Here is a 23,570-nt window from a genome sequence, read left to right as displayed (position 1 = left end):
TTTTAAGTCTACTTAGCAACAAATCAGAGAATTAATGGCCCACTCGGTCAATCACTTGGATAAGCTCCATGCGGATACTGTCCGGTGTTTGGCTGTGCCAGAATCCAGCTAAATAGGCGCCGAGTGGCAGGGCAAAGAGTACCAATAATAACAAGACTAACAAGCCCTTATGGCTAACGCTGTATCCCGATTTAAGGCTAAAACCGAGCGCCGCCGATTTAGGACAGGCGGCGACGCAGCGCATACAGGCTTGGCACTCGTCGCTGCGAACCGTGGTTTTGGTGTGCACTATGATGTTGGCTGGGCAGGCACGGGTACATTTGTCGCACTTCATGCCTTTGGCTTCTATCAGGCAATGTTGAGTATTGCGGCGGATCTTGAGTGGGCTGGCAAAGCTTAAGATCCCAAGCATGGCGCCATAGGGACACAAGTAGCGGCAAAATCCTTGGCGACGCCACGCCGCTAAGGCGAGGATAAGCGCAAAGCAGGCTAAGGTAATGAGCCCTGGCGTGACAAAAAACAGTGCCATCTTAAGGTCGGCAATCTTGTGGTAGTTGCCCTGTAGATAATAGGGAATCGATTCACTAGGCATACCGATAACGATGTAAAACAGCCCCAGCAGCAATAAGTATTTCAGCATCCGCAGTGGCCAGTCTAACCATGCGGGCGGCGCCAGTTCGGCCTTGATAAAACGCTTGCGTAAGGCGTAGAGATATTCGCCAGCAAGCCCTAATGGGCAGGCCCAGCCACAAAAGGCGCGTTTGCAGAGTAGGCCCGTGAGTAGCACGGCGGCGAGCATGACTGCTGCGGCGGGATGGGTTTGGTCCCACAGGTTGAGCGTCACTATGGCTTTTAGCTCAATGCCGCCCGCGATAGGTAAGAAGGCATCGACGACATCGGGGCGCATCAACCAAGGCACTATGCCTTGTTTAAGCTGGATAGCATTGATGCAGTATTGGATGGCGACGATAAACAGTGAGAGCGCGAGCAGATGTTGGCAGCCTTCACGTAGGGTGTTGATTTTTATCTCGCCCTTTAATTCCTCAGGGACAAACTTGTTGGCAATCAGGCACAGCGGCAAGGCAATGGCTAGGGCGAGCACCAAAGGCCAGTAGAGGCTAATCGCCACGGCGCCTGCACTCAGGAGTAAGGTGGCCACTGCTCCCCATTTTTTACCGCTCCAATAGCTTAGGGATGCGATATACATCAGGGCCAACATCAGGGTAAGAGATTCAATAAAAGTCATGTTAATACTGCAAATAGAATACACGTATTCAGTCTGAGTCGAACTGACGGGATAAGTTTTTGAGCTAAAAGCGAAATTGTGCGGCAGATCCGATATTTACAGTATGCCGTGATAAAAGCGAGCGATAGCTCACAAAGCCGCTGGTTTACCCTATAGACCGAGTGAGCTTTGTAGAGTAGGTGATCTTGTAAGCCTTAGCTGCACAGGGTCAGTTAATACCTTCTTGCATCTCCAACAGATTGATTTTGCAGGATTGCACATTGTTACGGCCCTGATGTTTGGCGCGATACAGGGCATCGTCCGCCCGTTTGATTGTGTGCTCTAGGGGATGGGCAAAATCAACGGCCGCCACCCCAAGACTGAGGGTGACAGTAAAGACTTCTTGCGTCTCTGCCGTAAAGTTTAACGCCGCGACTGCGGTGCGGATCCGCTCGGCGCATTGGTGTGCCTCGGTGAGGGACACGTCATGCAGCAACATAATAAATTCTTCACCACCATAACGCGCCACAAGATCGCATTTACGGGCATGCTGTTTGAGTGTGGTGGCAATTTCGATAATGACCTGATCGCCCATCAGGTGGCCGTATTGGTCGTTGACCCGTTTGAAGAGGTCGATATCACAGATCATCACCGCCATCGGCTGTTTGGCAATGCTGGCCTGCATGTAGACCCGCTGTGCTTCCTTATGGAAATGTCCCCGATTAAATAGCTGGGTGAGCGAATCTGTCGCCGCTTGATGTTTAAGCTCCTCCTGCGAGGCTTTGATTTCTTCGAGCAAACGAATGCGATAGGCGATGATGAGGGCAAGCACTAGCGCCTCGAGCATTATGCCCACGCCAACACCGTGACTGGATAAATAATTAAACTCGGCGCGCCCTTTGTAAAACATCACCGCGAGACCACTAAAGCCGACGAACAGGCTGTGGCCGAGGAGAAAATATTTAGCGATGGGATGCCGTTTTATCACCAGCGAAATCGTGACCGAGAGGGTGGTAAACATCATCAAGGCGGCTAAGCTGCTGGAGTAATGCAACGCGCCTGTGATGTCGACCACCCCATAACAAAATTCGGCCACTAACAGGGCGAGCACAAACACGAGGGCGTAATGCTCAAACCGATAATGTTGCCGGGTCTCGAAAATATCCATCATAAATAAAATCAAAAAGATGGGCATAGTCATCAGGGTGAGGTGCCAATACAGGCTCGCCGAGCCATAAAACTCGAATACTTCGGCGACCAGCCCGTAGGAGAGTGCAATCCAGATCCCGCCTGAGATTAAGTAGCAGGCGTAAAACAAATTATCCCGCTGGCGGGAATACATAAATAACAATAGGTTGTAGATAATCAGCGCCAGCAGCATGCCCACCATAACCGCAATATCGGTAAAGCTGCCCAGCAGCGCCCGTTGTGAGTGTTCCTTGTTGTATAAATCGATAGAAAACCATTGGTGAGAAAAGGATACGCTCTCGACGTATAAGGTTTTCTTTTGCAGTGGCGCGAGCGTGACCTCAAACACCGCAGCACCGCCATAGAGCCAGCCATAGGTGCTGGGGTCGTCGAGGTCGAGTATTCGCCGCTGCGTTTCTTGACCATCGACCATCTCGTACAGGCCAACCTGACGGTTGTGATAGGCGTAAGGATGGTGCAGATACAGGGTTTGCGGGTTATCGCTGGTGTTGACTAAGGGGATTTTTGCCCAGGTTTTGATGGCAGCCGTGCCGAGGGATACGCTATTGGGGGAGTCGATAAAGGGTTGTTGAATCACGTCGGCAAAGGGCATGTTCTCCGAGGTATCGATAAAATACCCCATACGAAACTGAGTAAGACTGGCCGTATTCTCCTGCCATTCAATCTGGGGCGGCAGCGCTTTGGCCGTGAATGTCACCCAAGTGAGCAGCAAGGCCCCCAATGTGATTAAACGCATCCATGTCCCACGGCCCATACTGATTCTCTTTATTAACGTTGAGCTAACAAGTATGCCATAAAGTATCAGTGGCGTGCCGATAATGAAAAAAAATCAGCGAGGTTTGGGGATGTTATCGGGTTGAATAAAGCGGGATCAGATGGCGATGGACAAGAGTGGAAGTCGTGGCAAAGCAAGCGGCCTGCAGCAGGCGTAATGAAAGGTTTAGGAGGGTATCGACCTTGCCAGCCTTTGGGGCTGACAAGGCAAGATGACGGCGAGCATTAACCTTTCGAGTTTTCGAGGGCCTCGATAAACTTAGTCGACTCGTTGATCGACTTGTTCATCTCTTTGATAAGTCCAGAGATATCCGTCTGTAGGCTCGCAAATTCCCCTTTAATCGCGCCAATCGCTTGAGCATTCAAGTTATGCTTTAAATACAGCATGTTGTCTTTCATGGCGGTGAGAATGGGCGGCATTTTAGATTCAGCGCGGCGCATGGTTTTCATCAGTTGCTCGTAGGAACGGCGAGTTTCCTTGAGCTTGGTTTCACTGTTGCGGCGCAGGCTGGCTTTGCTGATCTCGCCGATTTCGGCTTGCCATTCATCGAATAGCGCCTCGGCGACATCTTCGACTTTATTGATGCGGTTACTTACGTCATCGGCGGCAGTTTGGGCTGACTCGTATTCATCTTTGGCCTTGTTGTAGGCCTTTTCGAGGTTGCCACCATCGTGGTTGAGCAGGGCTTGCATCTCCTCGAGTGCTGAACTGAACTCTTTTTGGGCATCCTCTTGGGATTCTTTTGCGGCCTTCACTCTGTCGACCATGATGTCGCGCTTGTGGTAGCCCACTTTTTCCATGGCGCCGTAATAGGCACTCTGGCAGCCCGTCAGCAATAGCGTTGCCGCCATCAGGCTTGAGGTGATCAATCTTTTCATTGGGTATTCCGTCACTGAGTCAAATGAAGTTAGTCGGCCTTAAAACGCGCCGCATCGATAATGCTCCAGAGGTGAAAGATAGCACCTATTACAGCAGGGACCACTAACCACCAGAGGGCATAGCCAACCACAGTGACCACGAAAAACAGCAATGCAGCCATAATTCGTCCCTGTACCAGTTGACCTAGGCCGGGAAAGAACAGACTGGCGATAGCGGCGATAACGTTGCCCGCAGATCCTTGTTGTGACATCAATTCACTCCTTAGACTTGTAAATTAAGTGTTTATTGTACGAAGATAACGAGTCAATACCAACAGAATCAAGAGAAACCCGTGACTAAGAAGATAGAACTGGCACAAATTCAAGTCTTATTCCTCGGGATCTGGCGCTTCCTGCTGCATTTACGTCAGCGTTTAGTGGAAGATCAAATCAATATTCGCGCCGGCCACTTGGCCTATGTCACTCTGTTATCCCTTGTGCCTATGGTGGCTGTGACTATGTCCATGCTGTCGGCTTTCCCTGTGTTTAAGGGGATCCGTGGTCAAATCGAAGCCTTTGTTTACGAGAATTTTCTGCCCGCGGCGGGCGATACAGTACAAGTCTATATCAATGAATTTGTTGGCAATGCCTCTAAGGGCACGGCCGTGGGGATCGCGGCTCTCGTGGTGGTGGCGATTATGCTGATCTCTGCCATAGATAAGTCGCTGAATAATATCTGGCGAACTAAGGACAAACGTTCTGTGGTCGTGGCCTTTTCCATGTATTGGATGGTGATTACCTTAGGCCCAGTGCTGGTGGGCGCGAGCCTAGTCGCGACCTCCTATGTAGTGTCGTTAAAACTGTTTGAGGGCGATACCTTATCTGGGGTTATGCCGCTATTTATCGAACGTTTGCCTATGCTGTTTTCGGTGGCAGCGTTCTTACTGCTCTATATGGTGGTGCCGAATCAAAAGGTGAAGTTTTGGCACGCACTATTGGGTGCTGTCGTGGCAGCCTTGTTATTCGAGCTGGGAAAAAAAGGTTTTGCCCTGTATGTGACTAAATTCCCAAGTTATGAGGCCATTTACGGCGCATTGGCGACCATCCCTATTCTGTTTGTTTGGGTCTATTTATCTTGGATGATAGTGTTGCTGGGCGCCGAAATTACCGCGGCCATGCCTGAGTATTTGGACTATGAGTCTAGCAGCAATATCAACGAAACCAATCTCGATGGTGAGCCTTTAGCGGCGCAGAATACACCCGCCGTGGAGCCAGAAACCATATCTGCCCAATCAAGCCAAGAGGTTGATACGATGGGTGAACTTGCCGCAAACGCGCCGCAATCGACTACACTGGATAAGCCGTAGCTAAGTTGTCATCCACCAAGACATTTAACGAGCCTTATCCCGCCAATGATCACTGACGCCCATCAGCTTGCTCCTTTTATCCGCCGTGATTGGTTGATGATGGGCAATGGGCAGCAGTTGCATCTTGCACAATATGGTAATCCGCAGGGTATTCCACTGCTGTATTTGCATGGCGGTCCAGGGGCGGGAGCTTCGGTCAGTGAACTGAGTTTATTTAACCCCGAGCACTACTGGATTTTACTGCTAGATCAACGTGGTGCGGGACAATCACTGCCTACTGGCGAGTTGGAGCATAATCATTTAAATGGACTTATCAGCGATATTGAGGCGATTCGCATTCACTTAGGCATAGAACGTTGGTGCTTAGCGGGTGGCTCATTTGGCGCCACCTTAGCTTTAATTTACAGTGGTTTATTTCCCCATCGAGTGATTGCCCAAGTGCTGTGGGCGGTGTTTATACCCTCAAAGGCGGGTATTGAATGGCTCTATGCGCCATCTGGCGCGGCGCAGTTATATTCGCAGGCTTACCGTGAATTTGCTGCACCTTCTATTGGTTTAGCGGATTTATTTACGCACTATCAGCTAGGATTTAACGCCCAAGATGAAGCAACCCGTCATGAATTTGCCCGCCGTTGGATCCAATGGGAATTAACCTTAGCGGGCGTGCCAATTGGCCTGCCTAAGCGTCTTGCTGCGCCGCTATTGGCCTTGGCTCAAATTGAATTGCACTATGCAAAAAACGATTACTTCAATATGTTCAGCATATTACAGCGGGTGACATCGCAAGTCACAGCGCGTACCCTGCTATTACAAGGCACGCAGGATGCTGTCTGTCCGGCACGTTTATTAGCCGCATTTTTGGCAAAAATCGACAACCCTAGGATACAAATTCATACCATTGTCGATGGTGGGCATTCGCTGAATAGTGACATACTCTCACTTGCCGTCACACTCGAGATCCAAGCCATGTGGACTTGGATAAAGCGACAGGAGCTAGCATGAAATTAGCCGTTATCATTGCCGCCGTTTTGGGATTAACTGCCTGCGCGGCCACCTCATCCTCTACCCCAGAATCTCAATCCTCATCTTCTGTGGTCGAGTCGGCCGAGGCTCGCGCTCCTGTGGCGCCTAAAGTGGTGCGGTTGGCGGGTATGACCAACGAGGCCGCCGCCGATACCTTGTATCAGGCCTTAATCAATGCCAACTATTTAGCCACCAAAGTGGGGGCGGATAAGGTTGCGGTGCAATTTGGCAATAATGATTTTATGCTCGAACCCAGCATGAATGCTGCGGGGATTGACCGTATTCTGATGAACCGCTTTTATGCGGTGCATCCGCAGTTGCAGGCCAATCCTGAACTGCCAGCGGTGATTGGTGAGCTGAATGCCAAGCTCAATTTTGCTAAATTCGTGCTGCGTGAGCAGGGCGCGGTGATCCAAATCCAAGGCACTGTGACCTTTGCCGATAAGGTCGAAATCGAGGAACTTCGCCGCTTTATGCTATGGACCGATGGCGGTTTAGCGGAAATTGCCCAGTCATTACCCGAAGGTGTGGAACAGTATCTGCGTCCTATCCCTTTGATGCCCCTCGTTAAGTCGTAATTTAAAGGAAAAGTTGTGATCGCGTTAATTCAAAGAGTGAGCCGCGCCAGCGTGGTGGTGGACAATCAAACCATAGGTGCAATCGATAAGGGCTTGTTAGTTTTACTTGGGGTTGAGCGGGAAGATAACCGCGAGAAGATGGAAAAATTAGCCACTAAGGTGATGAGTTATCGAGTGTTTTCCGATGAGAATGGCAAAATGAATCTCAACTTAACTCAGGCGGGTGGCTCGCTTTTAGTGGTTTCGCAATTTACCTTGGCCGCCGACACTGGCCGTGGCCTGCGTCCGAGCTTTTCGGGGGCGGGAACTCCTGAGCAAGCACTTGGCCTGTATGAAGACTTTGTCACCTTTTGCCGTGCGCAGGGGGTAACGACTGAAACGGGGCAATTTGGTGCCGACATGAAGGTCGAGCTAATCAACGATGGCCCAGTGACCTTCAATTTGCAGGTATAACCCACAGGACAGTGTGCCAACGGCAGTAAGGACATGCACATGGATGAATTATTAAACCAATTGCGCCAGACCTGGCACAGCACCATTCCCGTTAGCGAGTTTATGCAGATAGCGCCAGCTTCCTTTGTCGAAGGGGAGCTGCGCGTGAGTGCGCCACTGGCGCCGAATATCAACCTGCATAACACTATGTTTGCGGGTAGCATTTATACCATTATGACCCTCACGGGTTGGGGCATGGTGTGGCTGCAACAGCAGCTTCAACAGGTGGATGGCGACATAGTATTAGCCGATGCCCATATCCGCTACATGGCGCCCGTGACCTGTGCGCCCGAGGTTAAAGTGCGTTGGCCTGAAACGGATTTAAGCCCGCTGCAACGGGGGCGTAAAGCCAAAGTCAAACTCGAAGTACAACTCTTTTGTGACGGAAAACTCTGCGCCCAATTCGATGGCTTGTATGTCAGTGTGCCTAAAATGTAAAACCTTTCTAAAAAATCGAAATCAATCTCAAATTTTATCCGCTTTTTTTCTTTTTTATGGGCGAATAAACTAAGCCCATAGAGTCGAGAGCAAGTTGAAAGACTCTCAAGAATTTCAATTTTCGGAGCAGATTATGTCTAAAGTCCTAGTGTTAAAATCCAGTATTCTTGGCGGTTATTCACAATCTGCCTTGTTAGTTGACCACCTGATCGGTAAATGGGAAGACCAAGGCGCGACCATCACAGTTCGTGATTTAGCAGGTAAAGATGTGTTGCCAATGGTTGATGGTGAAATTGCCTCTGGCCTACGTGGCGGCGCTGAGTTAACTGCACGTCAGCAAGAGATGCTCGACCTGTCTAACGCCTTAGTTGAAGAGTTAAAAGCGAACGACACTATCGTGATCACCGCGCCTATGTACAACTTCAACATTCCAACCCAGCTGAAAAACTGGATTGATTTTGTGGCCCGTGCAGGTGTGACTTTCACTTATACCGAAAACGGTCCTAAAGGCTTAGTAGAAGGTAAACGCGCTGTGTTGATCACCACTCGTGGTGGCGCCCATAAAGATGGTCCAACGGATCACATTGTGCCTTTCTTAAAAACCTTCCTCGGTTTTATCGGTATCACCGACGTGGAAGTGGTTTATGGCGAAGCGCTGAATATGGGCCCAGAAGCCAACCAAAAAGGTATCAGTGAAGCGAAACAAAGCCTCGATGCGTTAACCGTTTAATCGTAAAGATAATAAAAAATGCCAGCGTAATGCTGGCATTTTTGTTTCTGCAGCAAGCGATTATTCGCACAGCTTGCAGCCAAGGGACATAGCGCTGGTTTCGATATAGCGCACCTTAGTGCTGGCTTGGCCGCGGTTGCGGCTCACGCTGTAGCGGGCTTCGCGAACCACTTTGGGCTCCGGCAGTTGTTCGCCGCTAGTTGGGCGTGGGCACTTTGTTGTCATCCGCACCTCCTCACGCATAGTTGGTTTGCTTGGCTTAGGCCTAGCTTGGCTGGCAGCAGACTAAATCTTTTAGCGAGCCACCGTTAACCACACATTCAAAACCATTGGCCCTTAAAATATCGCAGCCCTTTTGGGCACGAATGCCTGCGCCGCAGTAAAGTACAAAGGGATGCTGTTTATTTTCGACCTGATGTAACCATTGGTCGAGTGTTGGCAGCGGTACGTTGATGGCCTGAGGCAAATGACCCGAGGCAAACTCCTCCGGCGAGCGCACATCGATAACGCGCGCACCTTGATCAATCAATTGCCAACATTTTTCACCGTTGCTGCTACCAGATAATTTAGCCAGTAAAGATTGAAACATAGCTTTGCCTCTATGATTAGAAAATTTTCAATAAGTTTATTCTAATGAATTGATGGGCGCAAGCGACAATCTGTTGGGCGCTTGGCTTGTCGGTATTACTCGGTGGCTGGCGCTGCTCTGTGGTAGTGGATAAGATCATGAAACACCACGGGGTGATCGCTTAAGTTGCGGTAACCATGGGGTTTATCGGCGGCAAAGCGCACGGCCTCGCCCAGCTGTAATGGCTGCCACTGGCCATCGACTAACACTTCCATGGTGCCGCTCAGTACAATCACATGCTCGGTCACGCCCGCCTCATGGGGCTCGGAGAGACGCTCATAGTGCGGTAATAGGGTGAGTTCAAACATCTCAAAACCAAAGCGTGGCTCAAAGGGAAATAGCGACGCCACTAACATGCCGTCGGTTGCAGGCTTTTGGCGTAATGCATCGGCGTTACGAAAGAGGGCGCCTTGGCTCTCGGGCGTTGGCTCCAAAAAGGTCGAGAGTGAGGTATTAAAACCGCTGGCGATTTTCCACAGGGTGGCAATGGTGGGGCTGGATTCGCCGCGCTCAATTTGGCCTATCATGGCCTTACTTACGCCTGTCTCGAGTGCCGCTTTATCTAAGCTCCAACCCTTTTGGCTGCGCAGTTGTTTTAGGGTCGCGGCAAGATAGCTGTTGATGGTCTGCATGAGGTTATGACGCTTAAAAAATTATTTGTACGTTATAACGCACAGGTGCTATCTTGTCCATCTCGTGCGTTATAGCGCACGATGAGTGGCTCGATGATCAAGACAAAGGTAGGCAGGGGAGTAGGGATGATGTGGCGCGAGGCTTTGGGACTATCAAAAATATCGGCGGGCTTTATTGCCGTGCTGGTGGGCTACAGCAGTTCGGCGGTGATTATCCTGCAGGCGGCGGATGCCGTTGGCGCGACATCGGCACAAATGAGTTCATGGCTGTGGGCCTTGGGTGTCGGCATGGGGCTCACCAGTATTGGCCTGTCTCTCTACTATAAAAATCCGGTACTTACGGCATGGTCGACACCTGGAGCGGCGCTGATGGTCAGCAGCCTAGCGGGATTGAGTATCCATGAAGCCGTTGGTGCCTTTCTAGTGAGTTCGTTGTTGATCACCCTCTGCGGCTTGGCTGGCTGGATGGATAAGCTTATTCGTATCATGCCACCGTCAGTGGCAGCGGCCATGTTAGCGGGGGTTTTATTGCAGTTTGGCTTAGGGCTGTTTCAAGCCATGCAGACTCAACTGAGTCTAATCCTCTTGATGTTACTAGTCTTTGTTGTGCTTAAGCCCTGGGCGCCGCGCTACATTATGTTGCTTACCCTCGTTGCGGGGATTGGGATGAGTTATCAATTGGATTTATTGCAATTAGATAAGCTTGAGCTGCAATTCGCGGCCCCCGTATGGATAGCGCCTACGTTTTCTTTAGCTAGCGTTGTGGGCGTGGCGCTACCCTTATTTGTGGTGACTATGGCTTCGCAGAATATGCCTGGAGTGGCCGCGCTCCACGGCCATGGTTATCGTCCGCCTATCTCACCATTAATTACCGTGACGGGTCTGATGGGCGTATTGTTTGCCCCCTTTGGTGGCTTTGCTTTTAATCTCTCGGCCATTACAGCGGCGATTTGTATGGGAAAAGAGGCGGACCCTAACCCCGCAACTCGTTATTGGGCGGCGGTGTGGGGCGGAGTCTTTTATTTGATGACAGGCCTACTCGGCGCAACTGTGGTGGGGCTCTTCGCCGCATTTCCGAAGGAATTGGTGCTGGCGATTGCAGGATTAGCCCTGCTTGGCACCATAGGTAACAGTCTGACCGCTGCGCTCGCGGATAACGACGAGCGAGAGGTGGCTGTGATTACGTTTCTCGTCACCGCCTCGGGCGTGAGTATATTGGGGATCGGCAGTGCCTTCTGGGGATTATTACTCGGATTTTTAATGCATTACTGGCACAAGCATCGCGCCTTAACCACAGCTAAACAGGCAAAAGCTTAGCTGTGGTTAGGTCTAGATTGCGGTTCGCTACCTTAGTGGATTGATGTGTGCAGAGGCCTAGAGTCTTTTGGTCATAAACAGGCTATTGGGGTCGAGCACGTAATCGGCAAAGGGGCCGCACAGCTCGAAACCAAATTTGGCATACAGGTTACGGGCAGGCTGGAAAAAGGCCATCGAACCTGTCTCTAGGCTCAGGCGCTGCACACCTGCGGCTTTGGCATCATTGATCAAGTGCTGCAATACCTTAGAAGCGATCCCTTGTTGTTTGTAGGTGGCGGCGGTACGCATCGATTTGATCTCCGCATGCTCGGCATCTAACCATCTATGGACACCCCATTTTTTGCAAGAAAAATCAACCGATAACAAATGTGGTTTTGCAGCCATCTATTCGGATTCCTTGTAAGAGACTAGCTCTTGATCCCCGATGAACTTCGCTGACTTGGCTCTAATCATTTTATCGTTTTCTAAGAAACGATGTTAGGCACAGAGTTTCCAAGTCACGGTCTAACCTGTCTTGTCATCACTTGCTTTCACTTAGCAAAACTGGATGTACTTTTATTTACTTAATAGGTTCGTCCTGCGCTAAAACTTTCTTCTTTGGCTAATATGGCCCAAGAGATACGAACCAGTTTATTTGCTAATGCCACTATCACTTTGTTTTTATGCATTCTCTTGAGCAACGAGGTTACCCATTCAAAGAACGGTTTTCCTTCTTTTAAATGCCTAATCACCGCTCTAGCACCATGGATAAACATGCGTCTTAAGTAGGTATCTCCTCGCTTACTGATACCTAGCAGTAGTGACTTACCTCCGCTAGAGTGCTGGCTTGGTACTAACCCCATCCAAGCGGATAACTGACGCCCTGATGAAAACGCTTTTGCATCACCAATACTGGCAATTAATGCGGATGATGTTAAGCGACCAACACCTGGGATCTGCCTTACTTTCTGACACTCATTACTGACTTCACTCGTGAGATCTATCTGCTTATCCAAATATTCTGCATACTGTTCGAGCTCCCTCAAACGTGTTTGCATTAAACTAATGTGCTCAACTAGCAGCTTTGGCAACTTATGCTCGACCAAGCTAAAACCTTCTCTAAACCATTTTCTTAGCTGAAATCTTCCAGCAGGAACACTAACACCAAATTCTTGAAGGCTTGCCCTGATTCTATTGATTAATGCAGTACGGTCTCTGATTACGCCTTCTCTTTCTCGATGAAGCAGCAATAAAGCTTGTTGCTCTTCACTTTTAACAGAAACAAATCGCATCGTGGGGCGACGAACCGCTTCGCAAATCGCTTCAGCATCAGCCATATCGTTCTTATTTGTTTTTACATAAGGCTTAACATACTGAGGTGGCATGAGTTTGACTTCATGACCCAGCTTTTTTATTTCTCGTGCCCAATAATGAGAACTAGAACAGGCTTCCATTCCAATCAGACAAGGAGCAATATTGCTCAAAAATTTAATGACTTGGTTTCTTCTTAGTGATCTATTAATCAGTTTTTTCCCTGTCTTATCAAACGCACATAATTGAAAAACAGACTTTGCTAGATCAATTCCGATTGTATAAATATCACTCATGGCGGTCTCCTTTTAAACTGACTTCCTCAGTATAGAAGGGGTGTCCATTTCATTATTTTAGTGCACCGCAACCCGCCAGATTGCGGCCATCCCACAGTGTCCAAAAGCGAATATTGGGTTGGCGCAGGCCATCAAGGTCTAGTGCGTGCACACTTTCTGGTGGCGAGGTTGCCCGCATATCTTCAAGGTGCTCAGTTAAAAGTGCTGCAATTTCAGGCCCTTTTAGATCATCTAGTATTATTTTCATTGTTGCTCTCAAGATTAAAATTCCCTGTGTTGGCGCTTATCCATCATTGAGTTATCGCGTTTGGTTGTTTTTAGGGGTAAAACGCTGCGGTGATTAAGCAAAGGGTAGGCCAAGAGTTTTGATACGAGTTGGCGATTCAAAATACTAATCTTGGAATTGCGCCACTAATTTATAATCTTTAGGTTTCGCGCTTTTAAACTTATCTAATACTACAGAGGATGATAATTCTTCCATACAGATTACTTCGATGAACCTGAAAACACGTAACAATTTTTATTGTGCATGCGCACATAATCTTTCCTCTGGCTACTTGGTAAAATAATGTTCAACTAACTGATTTATATTTGGTTTATACGTTAGTAAAAATAATTTTTAGCCAGAATTATGCATTCGTATGATTTTTCTGGGTTTTTAAACGCATTTTTCATTGGTAAATTGAAAATTCATAATGTTTGTTACGTTAGTTTTAGAGCCATCACGAATATCGATAGATATCCAATTTCCAGCTTCAAGGTATGATCGTAGCTGAGGTTCATTACAGACTTTACTATTAATAATAGATTTGGAATTAGACTTTATCTTTTCTATATCAACATTGGGTTGATCCATTCCTTGTATTTCTAGTGCCAAGGATATTCCTGATGCGCTAGTTCTGAACCATGTCATTTTTATCTTTTCGTCATCGTCAGTAAAATACACTCGCATCCTTTCTTCTAAGCTTTTTTCAGGTTGTTCTTTTAAATATTCGACGTAATACATCCAGCCAAGGTTTAGTGTAAATGCCACAAAAATTAAGGTTTTTAGGGGGTTATTAAATTTCACAGCGTTCGACCGAGTGTATATGACATTTGCATAGTGCACATAAGCTCACATCCTATGATTTAGCAGAAAAACTTTCAACCAACTGATTTAAATATAATTTATTCGGTGCAAAGAATCATTATGGGGAGAACGGGTTCACTAGCATGATTTCAGAACATTTTTATACGTGTTAGTCATATGGCAAGCAGATTAGGTTAAGGCTTGAAAGGTAAATTATGGGAATTGGCGAGACGACTGTCCGTCCCATGACTTGCCTACAAATAAGATCAAAAAGCCGAGATGATTCTCGGCTTTTTGTTAACGCTTTTACTCATCCAAAGTGGATTAGTAGTACTTCTTCAAATAGCTCTCGGCGTAGCTTTTCAGCTTTTTGTTTGGGTTGTTGTTGGCAATATTTTCAATGACTTCGCGGTATTGCGTATTGCCCGATGCGGCGAGGGCCTTGGCCATATTGGCGTAGGTATCGATGGCTAACTTATCGTTGCTCATTAGGCGTGGATTTTTCAACTCAACGCTCAGACGCTCTAACAGAAAATCATCGTAGTTTTGATCGTCCATCATGCGTTTAGCCGCAAGGCGCATTAGCTCTAAGTCGTCGCTCTTTAACGCATTGGCATAGGCATTGTTTTTAGGGCTTTGTTCGGCCACATATTGGCTCTTGTCCGCTAAAATGGCGTTCCATTTTTTGTATTTATCTAGGTTCTCAAGTGCTTGGGTCGCGTACTTTTTCAGTTTCTTATGAAAGTTGCCACGCACTATGCTGTTGATGGTTTCGCTGTACTTATCGTTGCCCGAGTAGGCTAAGCCTTTGACTAACCAAGCGCTGTAGTCGATGGCATTTTTCTCGGTGGCGAGGGGCAGCGATTCGATCAATTTGGCCTCTAACACATCGTAAATGGCGGGATCGGATAATCCGGCAATCGTCAGGGCTTCGATGGCTTGTTTTTGCTTAAATTGATTGTCACCTTTAAAAATTTCTTGATAGGTTTCAACCGTGTATTCCTCTGCCCATAGGGGAGAGCTAAGTAAACTGATGCCGAGTAATATGCTTGCTACTAATGGTTTCATTGATATGTCCTTATGTCGTTTTCCAGCGTTTAAAAATCAGTGAGGTGTTGATGCCGCCAAAGGCGAAGTTATTGCTCATCACATAGTCGGTGTCGAGCGCTCGTGGCTCGCCACGAATGTAATCGAGAGCGGCACATTCTGGGTCAATATTATCGAGATTGAGCGTCGGGGCAAACCAGCCCGCATTCATCATCTCGATACTCACCCAAGCTTCTAACGCGCCGCAGGCGCCTAAGGTATGGCCTGTGTAGCTTTTAAGGGATGAAATCGGCATATCCGCACCGAAGACGGCATGGGTCGCATGGGTTTCGGCAACATCACCGCGATCGGTGGCTGTGCCGTGGGCATTTACATAGCCAATGGCATCGGGCGTGAGCGCCGCATCCTTAAGGGCTAAGCGAATGGCGATTTCCATGGTATCGCTATTGGGCTGAGTCACATGCTGGCCATCGGAATTAGTGCCAAAACCGACGATCTCGGCGTAAATTTTCGCGCCGCGCGCCATGGCATGTTCTAACTCTTCGAGTACCAGCGTACTGGCGCCTTCACCAATCACTAAACCGTCGCGATTGGCATCGAAGGGACGAGGCGTTAACTCAGGGGTGGCATTTTTAGTGCTGGTGGCAAATAGGGTGTCGAATACCACGGCCTCGGTTGGGCAGAGTTCTTCACCGCCGCCCGCGAGCATTAAGGTCTGTTGCCCGTATTTGATGGCCTCATAGGCGTAACCTATGCCTTGGCTGCCTGAAGTGCAGGCGCTGCTGGTGGTATGAATGCGTCCCTTTAGACCAAAGAAAACCCCCACGTTTACCGCAGTAGTGTGTGCCATCATGCGGATATAACTGGTGGCGGTGACGCCCGACATATCACCATTTTTGAGCATATCGCCAAAGGCGACCAGCGGATCAGTACTGCCAGTGGAGGAACCATAGGCAATGCCCATTTCCCCCGAGGTGACGATAGGATCGTCCAAGAGTCCAGCATCTATCAGCGCAAGTTCGCTGGCGCGAGTCGCCATAATCGAGACGCGTCCCATGGAGCGGATCTTTTTGCGGGAATAGTGGCTAGGCACCTCAAAGTCAGTAATGGGTGCTGCTAAGCGGGTGTTTAGTCCATCGTATTTGTCCCATTCCGGCATCGTCACGACACTGTTTTTTTGTGCCTTAAGGCTGCTTGCGATACTTGGCCAGTCATGGCCTAGGGCGCTGATGCCACCGATACCAGTAACGACGACACGTCTGCCTAGGGGATTGCGCTGGGTCATTTAGATCATGCCTCCATTTACCGAAATCACTTGGCGCGTAATATAGGCGGCATCGTCCGACATTAAAAAGGCGGCTAACGCTGCGATTTCATTGGGTTTACCCATGCGGCGCATCGGCACTAACTGCTCGACCATATCCTTAGGAATATCCGCTACCATATCGGTTTCGATTAAACCTGGGGCGATACAGTTGACAGTGATCTTACGTTTGGCCAGCTCTAAGGACAGCGCCTTAGTTGCGCCAATCAATCCGGCCTTAGAGGCGCTGTAATTGACCTGTCCACGGTTGCCCGCAATGCCTGAAACGGAAGCCAAGGTGATAATGCGGCCACCCTTGCGGCCTTGTACCATGGGCATGACGCAGGGATGAATCACATTGTAAAAACCATCGAGGTTAGTGTGGATCACGCTGTCCCACTCGGTTTCGCTCATCGCTGGGAAGGCATTGTCACGGTTGATGCCCGCATTGAGTATCACGCCATAATAGGCGCCATTGTCTTCGATATCGGCCTCAATGGCGGCTTTTACGGCGGCGCGGTCGGCAACATCAAATTTTAATAGGCTGACGTTCACCCCAAGGGCGCTAAGTTCTGCGGCGCTGGCATCGGCTGCGGCCTGATTGCTGTGATAATGCAGGGCGATATCGTAGCCCGCTGCGGCCAGTTTAAGGGCGATGGCTTTGCCAATACCGCGGCTCGAACCTGTGACTAATACTCTGTTATTCATCTTTATTTCTCCACCCGTGATGCTTGATGATGAGTTGTTTATGCATCAAAGGGCTAAATCCTTTTGTAGTGCGACTGACGTTGCGTCGGTTTAAAGCTTGGCGCTTGTGAGCGCTAGGCCAGACATTAAGCCTGACTGGAGGCGATATACGCTTGGGTGTCCTGGGGTTGGAACACGTTCACATTGGCCTCGGCCACGAGTTGTGGTGTTTGCTCCGCTCCCGCCTCGGGCAACAGATAAATCTGGCAATCGAATACCGCCAGTCCCGACTCTTCTTGATAGAGGCGTTTAACCTGAGTGCGGTAGCGGCGGTTGAGTTCGTACTGCGCTGTGTGTAAGGCTAATTTACGCGATCCCAATAAAAAACCCACTCGGATTTTATCGTGGCGCAGTTTGGCCTCAACACCGGCGAGGGCAGCGATGCTCTGCGCCATGTATTCGATACCTACATAATTGGGGACGGCCTGACGTTGCTCGTCAAAATAAGCACTCTGAGGGCTGATCTGCACTTCGGTTTCGAGCGCATCCTGCTGATGGCGAATGATCTTATCAATCAAGATCATCGGCGCGCGGTGCGGAATAAAATCGGCAATATTCTGCTCGGCTAATTGTTGCAGCCACATCGGCTTAGCGGGTGCCATTGCAGTGTCAGTAGAACTGGACATAAAACTTAAGCCCCTTTACGGCAAAAAATCAGGCTGGCATTGCTGCCACCAAAGGCGAAGGAGTTGCTCATCACATAATTAAGCTTGCCATGTTCGGCGCATTGCTTGGGCGCGACTAAGGCTATGCTGGGATCCTGTGGATCTGGCTGCCCATCATACCTATGGGGAGGCAGGGCAAGATGGTGATTATGGGGTGAGAGCAGTAAATAACAAAATGCGGCTTCAATCGCGCCCGCGGCACCTAAGGTATGGCCTACCAGAGGTTTGGTTGAGCTTGCGGGTGGTGGCGTGTCGCCAAATACCGAGAGTACGGCGCGGCTTTCCATCGCATCATTTTTAGGCGTTGCTGTGCCATGTAAGTTTATATAATCAATCTGTTGCGCCGAAATCAGTGCATCATCAAGCGCGGCCTGCATGGCGGCAATTGCCCCCGCACCTTCAGGATGCGGCGCTGACATATGGTGCGCATCGCTCGACTCGCCTATGCCTGCAAGCAATACGTTCGCTTGCGCTGCCCCGAGCGTTTCGTTTTCCGCTAAGGTCAGGGTGAACAGCGCGGCGCCTTCACCGATATTGATGCCATCACGATTGGCGCTGAAGGGATTGCAATGTCCCTTGGAAACCGACTCTAAGGCGTGAAACCCGTTGACCGTCAGTTGGCACAGGCTGTCGATACCGCCAACGATCACCATATCGCACAGCTTGGCCTCGAGTAGGCGTTTGGCGCTGGCAAATACCTTAGCGCTGGATGAGCAGGCGGTTGAAATGGTGTAGCAGGGGCCTTGGAGCGCAAATAACTGGCGTAAAAAATCGCTGGTGCTGCCCAGTTCCTGTTGGAAGTAATAGTAATCGGCGGGGAAGTGGCCGTGTTGATTGCGATAGGCCAAGGCGGCTTCGCCCTTCGAAATCCCCGAGGTGCTGGTGCCTAAGACTACGCCGATGCGGTCGGCGCCAAAGTCACTTTTGGCTTGCTCTACGGCGTCGCGAATTTGCAGTGCGGCAGCTAGGAGTAATTGATTATTGCGACAATCGAATTGCGCCAGTGCGGCAGGTATCGTCGGTAACGGCTCAGTGACGGGCGCGACCAGTGTCGACTCCCCAAATAGCAGGGTGTCACTGGTTTGCATGGCACTGGTATCGCCTGCAATCAAGCGGGCTAACACCTGCTCGGGCGTTTGCCCTAATGGGGTACACAATCCAATCTGTGTAATGGCGACTCTGTTGTTCATTGCTGCTTGCTATACCTATGGCCTTTGATGTGAGCAATGCTAAAAGCTCATATCGATTGGCTGTTAACGGGTGCCTATGGCATGGTCAAAAGACGATTAAATGGGTTGTATCTCTAACTCAAATTTTGCCTGTGGCATGGTCAAATTAATGTGCGCCTGCCAGAGTGCATCGTCGCTCTGTTGCTGATAACGGATCTGTATCACTTGAGTCTGATTATCACTGCGACTGATCAGCGTGTCTTGGCTATAAAACTGGCGACAGGGAATTGCGTCACACAGTCCTGTCACTAACTCGCCACCCTCTAAATGGCTTTTAATACTCTGCTCCGGCCAATAGATGAGTTGCATCATCGCCATCAGGTATTCGGCCTTAAACTCATCCCCTAGCAACAGACTCTGTTCACTGCTGAGTGTATTCCCATCGTAAACCAAGGTAAACAATGCCTGTCCAAGGGGGGCGAGCCCGACCAGCGTCATCCGTTCCCCTTCGAGTTCGAGCTGGGTGAGTAGCTCGTGGGTGTTATCGCCCACCTTAATGCTCACCTTCTGACTAAAGGACTGGGGTGAGGATACCCCAGCTTTGCTGTCGTTTTGCTGACTCTGGCTTTGAGTCTGGCTTTGGGGCGTATTTGTCTGAGGCTTGGTAAGCGGTTTCTCGATCGCTGGGCCAAAATCGTGGGGGAGTGGCGCTAAGCAGTAACGCATATCTTTCGCCAAACCGACACAGGTTTGCCGGTAGAGTAGCTCGCTGCATCCCATCAAGCTTAAGTTGATTAGGAGCAAGCAAAACGTCGCAATGGCTTTGGGGCGACCTTTGGCGTTAAGGCTTAAGCGCATCGAATTACACCTCGGCTAATTCGCTAATAGCGGGCTCGGCGCTGAGTTCGGCTTCCTGCCGACATAGCTCGACCACCATATTCAGGCGTCGCTCGGAATCTTTTACAAAGGGATTTTGCACATCCCAAGCATAGCCCGCCAAAATCGAGCAGATCATCTGTTTGATTTTAGGATTCGGATTTTCGTAAAAAATCACATCTTGGAAACGGCCATCGTACCAAGCCTGTACATAAGTGCGGAAGGTGTTCACCCCTTGCATTAACGGCGCCGAGTACTCGGCGGGCCAATCTACCGTGTCGCCATTTAGCTGTTTAAGCACGCATTTTGCCGCCATCGATGCCGATTGCATGGCGATAGTCACGCCCGATGAGAATACCGGATCGAGAAACTCACCCGCGTTGCCCAGCAGGGCAAACTTGTCGGTGGCGAGGCGAGATACGTTGGCAGAGTAACCCTTGAGTGTCGCACAGGGCTGGGCGACCTTGGCATTGGCCAGCAATGCTTTCAGGCCGGGTTCTTCTTTGACTATGGTCAGTAGCTGCTGCTCTAAATCGCCTTCGAGGCGCGCGAGTAACTGCGGCTCAGCCACTACGCCGAGCGAGCAGCGGCCGTTGCTGAAGGGAATTAACCAGTACCAAATATCCTGATGCTGCGGGTGCACGCTAATTAAAATCTTATTACGGTCAAAGTCGGGATCGCTGATGTTATCTTCCACATGGGTGAAGATAGCGCTGCGGGTCGGCAGCGACGACGGCGTTTCGAGGTCGAGTAGTCGTGGTAATACTCGGCCAAAACCACTGGCATCGAGCACATATTGCGCCTCAACTTGGTACTGCTCACCTTGCTCGTTACGCACGCTTAAGCGCGGGTTGGCGCTTAAATCGATTGCCTCAACGGTTTCACCGTAACGGATCTCTACCCCAAAGCTTGCTGCGGTATCGGCGAGCAATTTGTCGAAGTTTGCCCTTTGCACTTGGAAGGTTGTGCCCGGCCCTGGGGTAAATTTGTCGGTAAAGTCGAAGGTGGTATACACCCCATCGCGACGGAAGGCGGCGCCATTTTTATATTGGAATCCCGCCGCATTCAGCGCCTCTAACATGCCCGCTTCTTCAATAAATTGCATGCAGCAGGGCAGCAGGCTCTCGCCGATAGAAAAGCGTGGAAAGTGTTGTTTTTCTAGCACTAATACCCGTTTGCCTTGCTTATGCAATAGGCTAGCGGCAATCGAGCCCGAGGGGCCAGCGCCAATAATGGCCACATCGACGGAAAGGGAGTGGGACTGTGCGGAGCTTGCTGCAGTGGATGTGGACATTTAAATAACATTCCTTGTAGGTATCGAGACCTTGTTGGTGGTTAAAACCTGACTGGTGGTCAAAATCAATGGCGAAAGTACAAAGGTAAACCCTATGCCGAGGGACAGGGTTAATCCAAAATAATGAATAGCTTGGGTTTGGCTAAAGGCGAGTAAGCCAAAGGCCAATAGGGTCGAGCAGGCGGACATAAACACCGCCATCATCACTGCCTTGCCGTGTTGCGCTGCCGAGGCAAAGAACAAACTGTAATCTATCCCAATCCCGAAGACTAAAATTAGCGCCAGCGCATGAAACAAGCTTAAGGGCGAGCCGACTAAGCCTAAAATGGCCAAGGTGAGTAAGGCGGCCAGCGCGGGTACGGCGACCACAAGGGCGGCTCTTTTAACGCCAAAGCTCAGGCTAAATAGTAAGAGGGCGATAACGAGTGCTAGCCCCAATAACTTCAGGGTAAGCAGGCGATAGTGGCCCATCAGGGTGGAAATATCCGCGACCTTATCTATAAGCTGTACCTGCGGATTGTTAGCAAAGCGCGCCTTGAGGGCCGCAATATCTTCAATACCACCAAGCAGCACTATGGCGCCGTGGCTATCGTTCCCTAGGTTGGCATTATCTAGACTGGTCGTTGGCTCTGTTGAGTGCTCAAGCTGTGCGAATCCCTGCGGTGCAAGCCAGAGTGGGGCTAGCTGTTTGCCTAGGCCAAGTTCGAAAAAATGCGTCGGGGTGATATAGCTATCCTTGGCGGCAAGATAGGCGGCAGAAAGCTCAGGTGCTATGCCGTCATCGAGGCCAATGCTGTTTAGCACTGTGGTTAATTGCGATTGGTAAACCTTGCCCTGCAATTGATACGCTGCATCCTGCTTTTGTTTGCTTGGCAGATAACGGCTAAGGCTGACATAGTTGCCCAGCTCTTGCTGCTTAATGGCGGCATCGAGCTGCGGACTTAGGGCTTCGAGTCGTTGCAGTAAGGCTTCTTCGCTGGGGGCGCGCACCAATAAAAACTGGTTATCCGTGCCGCCACTGAGTAATTTTCTGAGCTTGTCTTCAGGTTCAGTCACGCTCGCAGGGCTTTGCTGTAAATGGCGAATATCATCATCGACGTTAAGCTTGCTGATCCCCAGCAGACAAACTCCCGCGAGCACTAAGGCAAACAGACTCAATCCCCATGGCGAGACCAGTTTATTGGAGAATCCGGTGAGTTTCGCAAGATAAGCCTGTGCCAGAGTTAACGGGCGTTCTCCCGAAGGCAACTTGCTGCCCGCCAATAATGGATAGGCGAGCACTAACGTCAGGTAGGCGCCGAGTAAGCCAGAGGCGCAGAAAATTGCCACCTGCTGCATGCCGGGAAACGGCGCTAAACCTATACCGACATAAGCCAAGGCGCTAGTGATAAAGGCGAGTGACACTGTGGGGAAGATATAGGCCACGGTCGCCTGCGCGCTACGCTTATTATCGCTTAACCGCTCGCAGTAAAAATGGAAGCTGTAGTCGATGGCAATCCCAATCAGGCTAGTGCCAAAGACGAGAGTGAGTAAATGCAGTTCTCCGAACACGCTTAAGGTAAAGGTCACCGCCAGTAGCAGGCCGCTGCCTATGGTCACCATTGCCAGCAAAAGTGGCATTACGGAGCGAAAGGCGAGCCAAACCAATAACACTACGCCAAGCAAAGAGGCGAGGCCGAGTACAGAGATTTCGCTCTTCGCGGTATTGGTGGCTTCTATGGCATGGAACAGCGCGCCCGCCTGTAACACTTTCACGCTGGCATATTGGGCGCTGACGGCATTCAGCGCCTGAGTGAGTGCCGCTTGCTGGCGTAACTGCGCATTAGGGTTAAAGGCGCTTTCGGTGCCCTTTGCCATCACAATGGCGGCCACGCCTTCACTGCTATTAACATCTTGTTTGGTATCAACACCTTGGTTGGTATCAACACTTTGTGGATGAGCAAGTAAAATCCCTTGGCTAGCGCTCAGCTTCGAACTAGGCGCAAGGGCGAGCAAATTGTCGGGAAACAACAGTAAAGGATCTTGGGTCAAGAGTTGGCTATTGGCATAACTAAAGGCGTTGTAGAGCTGCTGAGTGGCCGAGGCGATTAAGTGCTCGAGGCCATCATGGCTTAAGGCATCGGTTTGCTCGGGGGTGAGCAGTTTAAAGCGATAGGGGAAATAAAATTGCCCTAGGGCTTCACCCATCTGCAGATCGGCGCTGCGAATATCGGTAAAAGCGGTATGTTGAGTCTTAAGTTGCTCCATCAGGAGTGTTGCCGCCGCAACCGCCTGAGGTTCATCCTCGGCAATCAGGGCGAGATACACTTGATCGGCGAGTGTCGATTCCACTTGTTCGAGGGCGCGCGCCGTGAGTGCATCCTGCTGCAGATGGGGCAACATGGCGAGAATATCGCTTTGTACCTTAGCCCCATTTTGCCACAGTTGTAGCGTCCACAGGCTTGCCGCCAGCATCAAACACAACCAAATAGCGAAGCGCCATTTAGTCGAGGTTTGCATCAGGCTATGGCCAATACGCGTGGCAATCTTGGGCGCCATGATTC

General features: G+C 50.0%; 24 protein-coding genes and 2 pseudogenes. 7 read left to right on the top strand and 19 right to left on the bottom strand.

What is annotated here, in order from left to right; all coding sequences use genetic code 11:
* Nucleotides 1-31 precede the first annotated feature (31 nt).
* From CF168_RS19305 to CF168_RS19290, 4 genes are all read right to left on the bottom strand, one after another.
* Complete coding sequence (locus CF168_RS19305; protein ID WP_089068689.1) at nucleotides 32-1,246, bottom strand: 4Fe-4S binding protein; 1,215 nt, start codon at nucleotides 1,244-1,246, stop codon at nucleotides 32-34.
* Between the two features lie 208 nt (nucleotides 1,247-1,454).
* Nucleotides 1,455-3,188, bottom strand: coding sequence for a sensor domain-containing diguanylate cyclase (locus tag CF168_RS19300; protein ID WP_089068688.1), 1,734 nt, complete (start codon nucleotides 3,186-3,188; stop codon nucleotides 1,455-1,457).
* Between the two features lie 245 nt (nucleotides 3,189-3,433).
* Nucleotides 3,434-4,087, bottom strand: coding sequence for a DUF2959 domain-containing protein (locus CF168_RS19295; RefSeq protein WP_011627465.1), 654 nt, complete (start codon nucleotides 4,085-4,087; stop codon nucleotides 3,434-3,436).
* 29 nt (nucleotides 4,088-4,116) lie between these two features.
* Nucleotides 4,117-4,338: a hypothetical protein gene (locus CF168_RS19290; RefSeq protein WP_088212584.1), complete on the bottom strand. Its 222-nt coding sequence runs from the start codon at nucleotides 4,336-4,338 to the stop codon at nucleotides 4,117-4,119.
* Between the two features lie 81 nt (nucleotides 4,339-4,419).
* Here CF168_RS19290 and CF168_RS19285 point away from each other — a divergent pair, with 81 nt between their 5' ends.
* The 6 genes from CF168_RS19285 to azoR all read left to right on the top strand — a co-directional run bounded on the left by CF168_RS19285 (nucleotide 4,420) and on the right by azoR (nucleotide 8,694).
* Nucleotides 4,420-5,433, top strand: coding sequence for a virulence factor BrkB family protein (locus CF168_RS19285; RefSeq protein WP_089068687.1), 1,014 nt, complete (start codon nucleotides 4,420-4,422; stop codon nucleotides 5,431-5,433).
* Between the two features lie 45 nt (nucleotides 5,434-5,478).
* Nucleotides 5,479-6,435 (top strand): alpha/beta fold hydrolase, encoded by a 957-nt coding sequence (locus CF168_RS19280; RefSeq protein ID WP_089068686.1) that lies wholly within the window; start codon nucleotides 5,479-5,481, stop codon nucleotides 6,433-6,435.
* Nucleotides 6,432-7,034: a hypothetical protein gene (locus tag CF168_RS19275; RefSeq protein WP_089068685.1), complete on the top strand. Its 603-nt coding sequence runs from the start codon at nucleotides 6,432-6,434 to the stop codon at nucleotides 7,032-7,034. Before CF168_RS19280 ends, CF168_RS19275 begins: the two co-directional genes overlap by 4 nt.
* Nucleotides 7,035-7,049: 15 nt before the next feature.
* The gene (gene dtd, locus CF168_RS19270) at nucleotides 7,050-7,487 is read left to right on the top strand and encodes a D-aminoacyl-tRNA deacylase (RefSeq protein WP_089068684.1); all 438 of its coding nucleotides are present in this window, start codon (nucleotides 7,050-7,052) and stop codon (nucleotides 7,485-7,487) included.
* Nucleotides 7,488-7,526: 39 nt separating this feature from the next.
* Nucleotides 7,527-7,964, top strand: coding sequence for a thioesterase domain-containing protein (locus CF168_RS19265; protein WP_089068683.1), 438 nt, complete (start codon nucleotides 7,527-7,529; stop codon nucleotides 7,962-7,964).
* A gap of 133 nt (nucleotides 7,965-8,097) precedes the next feature.
* On the top strand, nucleotides 8,098-8,694 hold the full coding sequence (gene azoR, locus CF168_RS19260; RefSeq protein WP_011715548.1) for an FMN-dependent NADH-azoreductase: 597 nt from the start codon (nucleotides 8,098-8,100) through the stop codon (nucleotides 8,692-8,694).
* A 60-nt stretch (nucleotides 8,695-8,754) separates the two neighbouring features.
* Here the strand turns inward: azoR and CF168_RS19255 are convergent, their stop codons facing one another.
* The 3 genes from CF168_RS19255 to CF168_RS19245 form a co-directional block, all read right to left on the bottom strand.
* Nucleotides 8,755-8,919 (bottom strand): hypothetical protein, encoded by a 165-nt coding sequence (locus CF168_RS19255; RefSeq protein WP_240520044.1) that lies wholly within the window; start codon nucleotides 8,917-8,919, stop codon nucleotides 8,755-8,757.
* A gap of 40 nt (nucleotides 8,920-8,959) precedes the next feature.
* Nucleotides 8,960-9,283, bottom strand: a complete 324-nt coding sequence (locus CF168_RS19250; protein ID WP_011627458.1) for a rhodanese-like domain-containing protein — start codon at nucleotides 9,281-9,283, stop codon at nucleotides 8,960-8,962.
* 95 nt (nucleotides 9,284-9,378) lie between these two features.
* Nucleotides 9,379-9,954 (bottom strand): helix-turn-helix domain-containing protein, encoded by a 576-nt coding sequence (locus CF168_RS19245; RefSeq protein WP_089068681.1) that lies wholly within the window; start codon nucleotides 9,952-9,954, stop codon nucleotides 9,379-9,381.
* 129 nt (nucleotides 9,955-10,083) lie between these two features.
* Here CF168_RS19245 and CF168_RS19240 point away from each other — a divergent pair, with 129 nt between their 5' ends.
* Nucleotides 10,084-11,271, top strand: a complete 1,188-nt coding sequence (locus CF168_RS19240; protein WP_089069009.1) for a benzoate/H(+) symporter BenE family transporter — start codon at nucleotides 10,084-10,086, stop codon at nucleotides 11,269-11,271.
* A 57-nt stretch (nucleotides 11,272-11,328) separates the two neighbouring features.
* Here the strand turns inward: CF168_RS19240 and CF168_RS19235 are convergent.
* From CF168_RS19235 to CF168_RS19180, 12 genes and pseudogenes are all read right to left on the bottom strand, one after another.
* Nucleotides 11,329-11,604, bottom strand: a pseudogene (locus tag CF168_RS19235) (GNAT family N-acetyltransferase); the annotation flags it as partial.
* 230 nt (nucleotides 11,605-11,834) lie between these two features.
* Complete coding sequence (locus tag CF168_RS19230) at nucleotides 11,835-12,857, bottom strand: IS110 family transposase (RefSeq protein WP_089067897.1); 1,023 nt, start codon at nucleotides 12,855-12,857, stop codon at nucleotides 11,835-11,837.
* 55 nt (nucleotides 12,858-12,912) lie between these two features.
* A pseudogene (locus CF168_RS19225) lies at nucleotides 12,913-13,104 on the bottom strand (GNAT family N-acetyltransferase); the annotation flags it as partial.
* 411 nt (nucleotides 13,105-13,515) lie between these two features.
* On the bottom strand, nucleotides 13,516-13,926 hold the full coding sequence (locus CF168_RS19220) for a hypothetical protein (RefSeq protein ID WP_157705987.1): 411 nt from the start codon (nucleotides 13,924-13,926) through the stop codon (nucleotides 13,516-13,518).
* Nucleotides 13,927-14,250: 324 nt separating this feature from the next.
* Complete coding sequence (locus tag CF168_RS19215) at nucleotides 14,251-14,994, bottom strand: hypothetical protein (RefSeq protein ID WP_011621140.1); 744 nt, start codon at nucleotides 14,992-14,994, stop codon at nucleotides 14,251-14,253.
* A gap of 10 nt (nucleotides 14,995-15,004) precedes the next feature.
* Nucleotides 15,005-16,258: a beta-ketoacyl-ACP synthase gene (locus CF168_RS19210; RefSeq protein WP_089068679.1), complete on the bottom strand. Its 1,254-nt coding sequence runs from the start codon at nucleotides 16,256-16,258 to the stop codon at nucleotides 15,005-15,007.
* Nucleotides 16,259-16,984 (bottom strand): 3-ketoacyl-ACP reductase FabG2, encoded by a 726-nt coding sequence (locus tag CF168_RS19205; RefSeq protein ID WP_089068678.1) that lies wholly within the window; start codon nucleotides 16,982-16,984, stop codon nucleotides 16,259-16,261. It lies immediately after the preceding gene.
* 125 nt (nucleotides 16,985-17,109) lie between these two features.
* Nucleotides 17,110-17,649: a hotdog family protein gene (locus tag CF168_RS19200; protein ID WP_089068677.1), complete on the bottom strand. Its 540-nt coding sequence runs from the start codon at nucleotides 17,647-17,649 to the stop codon at nucleotides 17,110-17,112.
* A gap of 5 nt (nucleotides 17,650-17,654) precedes the next feature.
* Complete coding sequence (locus tag CF168_RS19195; RefSeq protein ID WP_089068676.1) at nucleotides 17,655-18,878, bottom strand: beta-ketoacyl-[acyl-carrier-protein] synthase family protein; 1,224 nt, start codon at nucleotides 18,876-18,878, stop codon at nucleotides 17,655-17,657.
* Between the two features lie 96 nt (nucleotides 18,879-18,974).
* The gene (locus CF168_RS19190) at nucleotides 18,975-19,715 is read right to left on the bottom strand and encodes a DUF3261 domain-containing protein (RefSeq protein WP_089068675.1); all 741 of its coding nucleotides are present in this window, start codon (nucleotides 19,713-19,715) and stop codon (nucleotides 18,975-18,977) included.
* Nucleotides 19,716-19,719: 4 nt separating this feature from the next.
* Complete coding sequence (locus CF168_RS19185) at nucleotides 19,720-21,027, bottom strand: NAD(P)/FAD-dependent oxidoreductase (RefSeq protein WP_089068674.1); 1,308 nt, start codon at nucleotides 21,025-21,027, stop codon at nucleotides 19,720-19,722.
* Nucleotides 21,028-23,565, bottom strand: coding sequence for an MMPL family transporter (locus tag CF168_RS19180; protein WP_089068673.1), 2,538 nt, complete (start codon nucleotides 23,563-23,565; stop codon nucleotides 21,028-21,030).
* Nucleotides 23,566-23,570 lie beyond the last annotated feature (5 nt).

Source organism: Shewanella bicestrii (genome assembly GCF_002216875.1).
GTDB lineage: Bacteria > Pseudomonadota > Gammaproteobacteria > Enterobacterales > Shewanellaceae > Shewanella > Shewanella seohaensis.
Note: the sequence above shows the minus strand (reverse complement) of the source record. Positions and strands in the feature narration are given on the sequence as shown.

What these genes read in the sequence shown, in the direction of transcription:
- CF168_RS19240 (WP_089069009.1), top strand. Translation starts at nt 10,084, where the DNA reads ATGTGGCGCGAGGCTTTGGGACTATCAAAAATATCGGCGGGCTTTATT.
- CF168_RS19300 (WP_089068688.1), bottom strand. Translation starts at nt 3,188, where the DNA reads ATGGGCCGTGGGACATGGATGCGTTTAATCACATTGGGGGCCTTGCTG.
- CF168_RS19265 (WP_089068683.1), top strand. Translation starts at nt 7,527, where the DNA reads ATGGATGAATTATTAAACCAATTGCGCCAGACCTGGCACAGCACCATT.
- azoR (WP_011715548.1), top strand. Translation starts at nt 8,098, where the DNA reads ATGTCTAAAGTCCTAGTGTTAAAATCCAGTATTCTTGGCGGTTATTCA.
- CF168_RS19290 (WP_088212584.1), bottom strand. Translation starts at nt 4,338, where the DNA reads ATGTCACAACAAGGATCTGCGGGCAACGTTATCGCCGCTATCGCCAGT.
- CF168_RS19200 (WP_089068677.1), bottom strand. Translation starts at nt 17,649, where the DNA reads ATGTCCAGTTCTACTGACACTGCAATGGCACCCGCTAAGCCGATGTGG.
- CF168_RS19275 (WP_089068685.1), top strand. Translation starts at nt 6,432, where the DNA reads ATGAAATTAGCCGTTATCATTGCCGCCGTTTTGGGATTAACTGCCTGC.
- CF168_RS19185 (WP_089068674.1), bottom strand. Translation starts at nt 21,027, where the DNA reads ATGTCCACATCCACTGCAGCAAGCTCCGCACAGTCCCACTCCCTTTCC.
- CF168_RS19280 (WP_089068686.1), top strand. Translation starts at nt 5,479, where the DNA reads ATGATCACTGACGCCCATCAGCTTGCTCCTTTTATCCGCCGTGATTGG.
- CF168_RS19245 (WP_089068681.1), bottom strand. Translation starts at nt 9,954, where the DNA reads ATGCAGACCATCAACAGCTATCTTGCCGCGACCCTAAAACAACTGCGC.
- CF168_RS19230 (WP_089067897.1), bottom strand. Translation starts at nt 12,857, where the DNA reads ATGAGTGATATTTATACAATCGGAATTGATCTAGCAAAGTCTGTTTTT.
- CF168_RS19210 (WP_089068679.1), bottom strand. Translation starts at nt 16,258, where the DNA reads ATGACCCAGCGCAATCCCCTAGGCAGACGTGTCGTCGTTACTGGTATC.
- CF168_RS19250 (WP_011627458.1), bottom strand. Translation starts at nt 9,283, where the DNA reads ATGTTTCAATCTTTACTGGCTAAATTATCTGGTAGCAGCAACGGTGAA.
- CF168_RS19180 (WP_089068673.1), bottom strand. Translation starts at nt 23,565, where the DNA reads ATGGCGCCCAAGATTGCCACGCGTATTGGCCATAGCCTGATGCAAACC.
- CF168_RS19305 (WP_089068689.1), bottom strand. Translation starts at nt 1,246, where the DNA reads ATGACTTTTATTGAATCTCTTACCCTGATGTTGGCCCTGATGTATATC.
- CF168_RS19215 (WP_011621140.1), bottom strand. Translation starts at nt 14,994, where the DNA reads ATGAAACCATTAGTAGCAAGCATATTACTCGGCATCAGTTTACTTAGC.
- CF168_RS19190 (WP_089068675.1), bottom strand. Translation starts at nt 19,715, where the DNA reads ATGCGCTTAAGCCTTAACGCCAAAGGTCGCCCCAAAGCCATTGCGACG.
- CF168_RS19195 (WP_089068676.1), bottom strand. Translation starts at nt 18,878, where the DNA reads ATGAACAACAGAGTCGCCATTACACAGATTGGATTGTGTACCCCATTA.
- CF168_RS19255 (WP_240520044.1), bottom strand. Translation starts at nt 8,919, where the DNA reads ATGACAACAAAGTGCCCACGCCCAACTAGCGGCGAACAACTGCCGGAG.
- CF168_RS19295 (WP_011627465.1), bottom strand. Translation starts at nt 4,087, where the DNA reads ATGAAAAGATTGATCACCTCAAGCCTGATGGCGGCAACGCTATTGCTG.
- CF168_RS19205 (WP_089068678.1), bottom strand. Translation starts at nt 16,984, where the DNA reads ATGAATAACAGAGTATTAGTCACAGGTTCGAGCCGCGGTATTGGCAAA.